The organism is Halococcus hamelinensis 100A6, assembly GCF_000336675.1.
Classification (GTDB): Archaea; Halobacteriota; Halobacteria; order Halobacteriales; family Halococcaceae; genus Halococcus; species Halococcus hamelinensis.
This window is the reverse complement of record NZ_AOMB01000030.1, coordinates 163,700-169,783: the sequence shown is the minus strand read 5'-3', so window position 1 is coordinate 169,783 and position 6,084 is coordinate 163,700. Positions and strand designations below refer to the sequence as shown.

The 6,084-nt window shown below is 67.4% G+C and carries 7 protein-coding genes, 1 tRNA gene and 1 pseudogene; 2 read left to right on the top strand and 7 right to left on the bottom strand.

From position 1 onward, the window contains the following. Positions 1-227: 227 nt before the first annotated feature. Positions 228-947, bottom strand: a pseudogene (locus C447_RS10035) (aldo/keto reductase). 123 nt (positions 948-1,070) lie between these two features. On the opposite strand from C447_RS10035, the gene C447_RS10030 reads away from it, so the two are divergent. Further along, the gene (locus C447_RS10030) at positions 1,071-1,457 is read left to right on the top strand and encodes a DoxX family protein (protein WP_007693472.1); all 387 of its coding nucleotides are present in this window, start codon (positions 1,071-1,073) and stop codon (positions 1,455-1,457) included. 9 nt (positions 1,458-1,466) lie between these two features. Here the strand turns inward: C447_RS10030 and C447_RS10025 are convergent, their stop codons facing one another. The 5 genes from C447_RS10025 to C447_RS10005 all read right to left on the bottom strand — a co-directional run bounded on the left by C447_RS10025 (position 1,467) and on the right by C447_RS10005 (position 5,191). Further along, on the bottom strand, positions 1,467-2,186 hold the full coding sequence (locus C447_RS10025; RefSeq protein WP_007693470.1) for a methyltransferase domain-containing protein: 720 nt from the start codon (positions 2,184-2,186) through the stop codon (positions 1,467-1,469). A 363-nt stretch (positions 2,187-2,549) separates the two neighbouring features. Continuing rightward, positions 2,550-2,624: transfer RNA gene (locus C447_RS10020), tRNA-Glu, on the bottom strand. An 82-nt stretch (positions 2,625-2,706) separates the two neighbouring features. Beyond that, complete coding sequence (locus C447_RS10015) at positions 2,707-3,849, bottom strand: helix-turn-helix transcriptional regulator (RefSeq protein WP_007693467.1); 1,143 nt, start codon at positions 3,847-3,849, stop codon at positions 2,707-2,709. Positions 3,850-3,910: 61 nt separating this feature from the next. Next, on the bottom strand, positions 3,911-4,654 hold the full coding sequence (thyX, locus tag C447_RS10010; RefSeq protein ID WP_007693465.1) for an FAD-dependent thymidylate synthase: 744 nt from the start codon (positions 4,652-4,654) through the stop codon (positions 3,911-3,913). A gap of 57 nt (positions 4,655-4,711) precedes the next feature. Then, on the bottom strand, positions 4,712-5,191 hold the full coding sequence (locus C447_RS10005) for an SRPBCC family protein (RefSeq protein WP_007693463.1): 480 nt from the start codon (positions 5,189-5,191) through the stop codon (positions 4,712-4,714). Between the two features lie 148 nt (positions 5,192-5,339). Between C447_RS10005 and C447_RS10000 the strand changes: the two genes are divergently transcribed. Beyond that, entirely contained in the window at positions 5,340-5,576 is a 237-nt protein-coding gene (locus C447_RS10000) for a hypothetical protein (RefSeq protein ID WP_029602001.1), read from the top strand. A 4-nt stretch (positions 5,577-5,580) separates the two neighbouring features. Here C447_RS10000 and C447_RS09995 read toward each other — a convergent pair whose 3' ends face one another. Further along, positions 5,581-6,024: an SRPBCC family protein gene (locus tag C447_RS09995; RefSeq protein WP_007693460.1), complete on the bottom strand. Its 444-nt coding sequence runs from the start codon at positions 6,022-6,024 to the stop codon at positions 5,581-5,583. Positions 6,025-6,084 lie beyond the last annotated feature (60 nt).

Here is a 6,084-nt window from a genome sequence, read left to right as displayed (position 1 = left end):
CGGTGACGGGACCGTTCGAGGGTGGCGTCGTAGTCGGTCGTGAGCGCGTGGTAGGCCTGGGCCGCACGCTGGTCGGCCTCGTCGGCCAGAAACCAGAGGTCGCCGAGGGTCATCGACCCGGTCGACGTGGGGTGATTCGGCCATCGTCACGAGCCGATAGCTGCGGTAGAGGGATGTAGATCATTGCCGGTCGTTCGGCGGGCACCGGCATAAACGTTCGAGTCGCGTCAGTTCCACGGCGAGCCGTCGCGGTCGAACCGACGATACCGTCGCTCGACGCCGTCGATGCGCGCTCGGTCCTCGTCGTCGAGTTCGAGGTCGAGGCCGGCGAGGGTGTCCTCGATGTGGTCGGTCCCCGATGCCTTCGTGACGACCGGGACGCTCTGATCGGCGAGCCACGCGATGAGCACCCGTGCGGGGCTGAGGTCGTGTTTTTCGGCGACCGCGACGACCTCGTCGAGTTCGAGGGCGTCACCCCGACACAGCGGCGAGTACGCGACGGGTGCGACGTCGTGGTTGGCACAGTACGAGAGCATCGCGCCCGTCGGCGGCAACAGCGGGTGCATCTCGATCTGGTTCGCGACGATGGGCGCGTCCAGCACCTCCTGCGCGTCGGCGAGCAGGTCGCGATCGAAGTTCGAGACACCGACGTGGTCGGTCCACCCACGGTCGCGAACCTCGTCGAACGCCGGGAGGGTGTCCCCCGGATCGTAGGCGTCGGTGGGCCAGTGGACGTAGAGGAGGTCGACCGACTCCACCCCTGTCTCTTATACACATCTCTGAGCGGGCTGGCNCCCCTCGCCCACGCTCGCCTCGTTGCCGTACATCTGGGCGGTGTCGATGTGGCCGTAGCCCGCCTCGACAGCGGTTTCGACGTTCTCACGGCAGTCGTCCGGGTCGTCCATCCCGGAGGTCCCGAGCCCGATCGGGGGGAATTCCGTCGTCATCGCCCGATCGGCGGGCCCGAAGGATATAACATGGCGACATCCATCGGTTGGTCGATGCGTTGCTCTGTTCGGGCGGGTTTCCCCCTCGAATAGATTTTTGGTACCGCCCGGTCTGGATGGGGTATGGACGAGTCCAGCGAGAAGGCGGACCGGCCGTCGCGACTCGGTCGGGTGGTGCTCGGGCTGGGGCTGGCGCTCCAGGCCTCGGAGGATTTCCGGGACATGGGGGACAACGTCGAGTACGCCGAGTCGGCGGGGGTGCCGATGCCCGACCTCGTCGCGCCGTTCGCCTCGGGGATGATGGTCGCGAGCGGGCTGGGGCTGGCGTGCTGGCGGTTCCCGCGGCTCGCGACGGGCGGCGTCGTCACCTTCCTCACCCTCGTGACCGCGACGATGCACGACTTCTGGAACGCCGACGAGGACTCCAAAGACGGCGAACGCCTCGCCTTCTTCGGCAACCTCGCGATGCTCGGCGGAGCGCTCGTCTTCCTCCGCGAAGCCTACCGGTAGCTCGAACGCTCACCGCTTTTCGAGCGCCGCGACGTAGTCGTTCGCGTCCGTCGAGAACCGACGTACCTCTGCCACTCGCCAGCCCGTTCCAACGGCGGCCTCGCGGAGCCGGTCGGGGCTGAACAGTCGAAAGAACAGGGTCTCGTGCTGGTCGCGGTAGGTCGTGTGGTAGACCCGGTGGGCGAGCCCCGGCGTCGGGTCCTCGCGGTAGCCGAGGATTTCGCTGGTGGCCTCGCGGTCGGGGTCGTAGCTGTGGAGGAGAGCGGTCCCATCGGGGGTCGTCACGAACGCGAGGTCGCCCAGGAACCGCCGGAGGCCCTGCATCGACCCCGCGAGGCAGACCTGCGTGCCGAACGCGAACGCCGAGCGGAACCGGTCGCGCTCGAACGCCTCGCGGAGCGCGAACATATCGCCGAGCCGGGCGTCCCGCACGCCGCGCTCGCGCATGGTCCCGACGAGGCGCTCGCTGACTTCGAGCGCCACCGTCTCGAACTCCGCCTGGAAGTGGAGCGTATCCCGGCCCGCACCGGCCCCGATGTCGAGCGCGGGGCCCGAAAGCCACGACGACTCCCACTCGGCGGCCTCGCGTTCGGGGTCGCGCGCGTCGAAGTAGAACCGCTGGATCGGCTGTTCGCGGGTCGCGGTGCCGTCGCGGTCGACCAGCGGTTCGTCCCGTTCGCCGCGATGGTGGTCGTAGACTGCCAACCCGAGCGGGTCGTCTCCCGTCATACACTGTGACACACCCACACTTGTAATAAAACCGTAACGAGTGTCGGTACCGAGGGACGAGCGCGCTCGACACAGCCGTTCGTTCGAACCGATCGATGCACAACGCTTATTACAGTTAGCCATGATCGTTGATGTAGGACTCGCGAGGGACGCGTTGCGTGGCATCACCGTTGCAGCACTCCCCCGTGGTCCACCCTTCCCCCTTTCGTTCCCGAAGAGCGGTCGTGCTACTGCTCGACTCGTGGAGAACGTGAAGAACTGCTCCGGCAGGGATTCGAATCGGGCGAGACGGTCGGTCGCACGACCGCTGTGACTCGCTGGCTCGAATCCACGCCGTGCGCGCTTCGCTCGTGAATCGTTCAGTGCTCCGGCAGGGATTCGAACCCTGGTCATCACCGTGAGAGGGTGATATGATTGGCCGGACTACACCACCGGAGCGCAATCGGCCCGTCCGTCGCGGGCGTCCGAGTGCATTCCGTGATAACGACGAATCCCGTTTAACCGTTGTGTTTTCGCCCGGTCATTCGTCGTCGAACGGCGACCGGGTGGCGGTGGGTTCGTGGCCCGCGAGGCTGACGATGTTCTCGCGGCCGACCCGGAGTTTGGTGAGCGTTCCGTCGTCGGCCATCTCCGAGAGGAGGGTGCTGACCTTGGATTTCGACCAGCCGGTCCCCTCGACGATCGCGGTCTGTTGCATCCGCCCGCCGTTGGCTTCGAGCATCTCGACGATCCGGTCCTCGTCGCTCCGGAGGTCGGCACTCGTCACCGCCGGCGTGGCCGGACCGTCGGGGTCGTCGGCGTCCGCGTCACTCCCCGACCCGTTGCGCGTCGCCGACTCTGCTCCCGCCGGCGCTTCGGCGGGTGGGGTCTCCCCTTCGTCCGCCGAGCCGAACACCGGCCCCGACGAACGCCGGACGATCACTGCACCGAGGACGACCGCGAGGGCGATCGCGAGCACCGCCCACGGGAGCGGCGAGGTGAGCATCGACTGCCCCCCGACCGGGTCCGAGGACTCGGTGAACGTGACCCGGGGCTGGCCGCTCGCGAACTGGGTCTCGCCGAAGTAGGTCAGCGAGTCGGAGGTGTTTCCCGACCCGTTGGTCGAGGCGTCGGGCGTCGGCTCCACCGACGACCAGTCGACCCCGAGGTTCGGGCCGGCCTGGAGCTCGATCGACATGTTCGGCGAGAGGTAGATGCCGTTCTCGAAGGTGTCCCCGACCGTCACACCACCGTCGCTCGGCGCGGTGAAGTTCGTCCAGAGGAAGGACATCTCCACGACGCCGGTCGTGCTCGGCTGTGAGGTGACCTCGGCGGTGTGGGTGAACCCCCGAGCGCTCATCGTGCGCCCGGTGGCGTTCGACCCGGCGGCGGTGAGGTCCGTCGCCCGCTGTCTGAAGTCGGTGTAGAGCGGCGTCTCCTCCGTGTTGAACTCCTCCGCGTAGGTCCGGAACTGCTGGGTTCGGGTTTCGTTCGCGAGCGGCTGGTTGTACCGCTGGGTCCATCGGGCCGAGCCGTTCTCGTAGACCGTGACGACGAACTGGGTCTCGCCGAACGACGGGCTCGACGCGTTGGTCGCCCCCGGCTGGGCCGCCGCCGGTCCGGCGAGGGCGAGGCCTCCCACCAGAACCATCGCGACGAGGCCGAACGCCCACAGCCGGTTCATCTATTCAACACCACCGCACCGCTATATAAAAACACTGTGACCACCATGGTGGGTCTCACACCTACGGAGCCAAGCGATTCTTCCGCCCCTTCAGATGTTCGTCGTAGTACTCGAACGTCACCGGACACCACTCCGCCGCGAGGTCGAGAATCGACTCCGTCAGCTCTCGGATCTCCCACTGGCTGTCGGCGGCGGCACGCATGTCGGCGACGTGCATCAACATCCGGGCGTTGAGCGAGAAGACGAGGTTGACCTCCGTCCCGATGGGGAGCACGAACCGTGCGTCCTCGGGGGCCATGCCCAAATCGAGGAGCTCCTGGTAGGACTCGACCGACTGGGTCACGGACTCGCGGAAGACCTCCCGCCGCCGTTCGACCGTCGCCTCGTCGGTATCCGTTTGCCGCTGGTTACGGCCGATCCAGTCGGCGTCCGTGACGGCGGGCGGCGTCACCACCATCGCGCCCTCGCGCACTTCGTCGGGATCGACCTCGTCGAAGGCGACGTAGCGCATCGACTGGACGTCGAAGGAGACGTGGCGGTGGCGGGGGAGCTGGGCCATGCACGACCGGGAGATCCCTTCGACCGCGAAGGTCGCCTGGGGATGCTCGAACGGGCCGAAGTGCCCATGGGAGAGGAGGTGGCCGATCAGGGTTCGTTTCTTCTCGTCGAGGTCGTCGCCCTCGATGGTCGACATGAGCTCTTCGAACGGCTGGTCGCCGACGTACTCCGCGGAGTAATCGCATCGCGCCGCGGTACAGATCACGCGCTCGGGGTCGTCGGTGGCTTCGAGCAGACGGACGTCCATACACGAATCGAGATGGCCGCAGACTAATAATTGGTCGCTACCGTCCGCCGACGCCGACTATTCGAGCAGCCGTCGCGTTTCGGCGTGCCGGTACCGGAACATCGGCTCGAACCCGACGACGGCGAACGGGCCGGCGAGACGGCCGAGCTCGCCGAACGGGAGCCGGTACTCGACCCGGTCGCGCGCGATGGTCGCCTCGCCGTCGGCGTAGAAGCTGTGGGTGTGGGTCCAGCTCGGGAACGGCCCGTCGGTCATCTCGTCGCGGAACAGCGCCGCCCCGCTTTCCTCGCGACGCTCGACGATGGTCGAGGTCCAGCCCTGGCGCGGCCCGACGCCGAACGGTCGCATCGAGAGGTCGACCGTGGCCCCTTCCTCAAGAACATCGGGGTCGGGCTCGCCGTCGGGGCCGCGCGACGCCTCTACCCGGAGGTTCATGAATTCGGGCGTGACCGCGGTGAGCCCCTCGATACCCGAGTGGAAGTCCCAGACGTCCTCGAACGGGGCACGGATCCGCGATTCGTGCTGGTAGGTCGGCATGGCCGATGGAGGGCCTCGTCCACCAAAACCCCTCGTCTCCCGTGGGTGACGCTCTCCGATCGGAACCACGGTAGAGAATCACTCGCTATCGTGTCAGTTTCGTGGGAGAAGCGGCATGCATATATCCGAGGGGGTCGACGAGTTCGGCATGACTCACACCTGCCGGAACTGCAAGCGGACCTTCGGGAGCGAACTCGAACTCGAACTCCACCGCGACGGCTGCTCGGACGCCCAGCTGTTCTGTGAGGTATGTGGCGACCGATTCGCCGAACGAACGGCGACGACGGACGGCTGGCGGTTCGCGTGCCCGAACGAGGACTGCGAGGGCGAGGGGCTCGAAGCGGACCTCCACTCCGTCGGCGACGTGCTCGTCTCCGCCCGATAGTCGGTCATCGCTCGCAGAGCGCGACCCGCGCTATCTCGCCGAGCGCTCGCCGGCAGACCGGCACGTAGCCGGCGGCGAGCATCGGCACCTCGATGGCGACCCGGCAGGTCTCTCCTTCCTCCTCGACCCGGTGGCCCGTCGCCGGGATCCCCGCGACCCGCCACGTCCAGCGGTGGTTCTCGCAATCGACGATCCGAAACGGTATTCGAGGCCCCATCGAGCCCGAACCGCGACCGAGGAGAGATCCCGGGCCAGGGGGTCGGACGTAGCCACGCGACCCGGCGGTGACGAACCGGTCGGCACACTCGACCGCCGCGACGGACGGTCCCCACTCGGGCCAGCGCTCGGTGTCCGTAAGTACTCGCCAGACGACATCGGCTGGCACCTCGATAGAGCGGGAGACCACGAGTCGGCGGCCGTCCGTGGTCCGCTCGATTTCGGGCGGCATAGATACGGAGTAGCCCGCCGGCCCGCATAGGTTTTTGCGGGCTGCCACCGAACGAACGGC

Coding starts and splice junctions, on each gene's coding strand:
- C447_RS10030 (WP_007693472.1), top strand. CDS start 1,071: ATGGACGAGTCCAGCGAGAAGGCGGACCGGCCGTCGCGACTCGGTCGG.
- C447_RS10025 (WP_007693470.1), bottom strand. CDS start 2,186: ATGACGGGAGACGACCCGCTCGGGTTGGCAGTCTACGACCACCATCGC.
- C447_RS10015 (WP_007693467.1), bottom strand. CDS start 3,849: ATGAACCGGCTGTGGGCGTTCGGCCTCGTCGCGATGGTTCTGGTGGGA.
- thyX (WP_007693465.1), bottom strand. CDS start 4,654: ATGGACGTCCGTCTGCTCGAAGCCACCGACGACCCCGAGCGCGTGATC.
- C447_RS10005 (WP_007693463.1), bottom strand. CDS start 5,191: ATGCCGACCTACCAGCACGAATCGCGGATCCGTGCCCCGTTCGAGGAC.
- C447_RS10000 (WP_029602001.1), top strand. CDS start 5,340: ATGACTCACACCTGCCGGAACTGCAAGCGGACCTTCGGGAGCGAACTC.
- C447_RS09995 (WP_007693460.1), bottom strand. CDS start 6,024: ATGCCGCCCGAAATCGAGCGGACCACGGACGGCCGCCGACTCGTGGTC.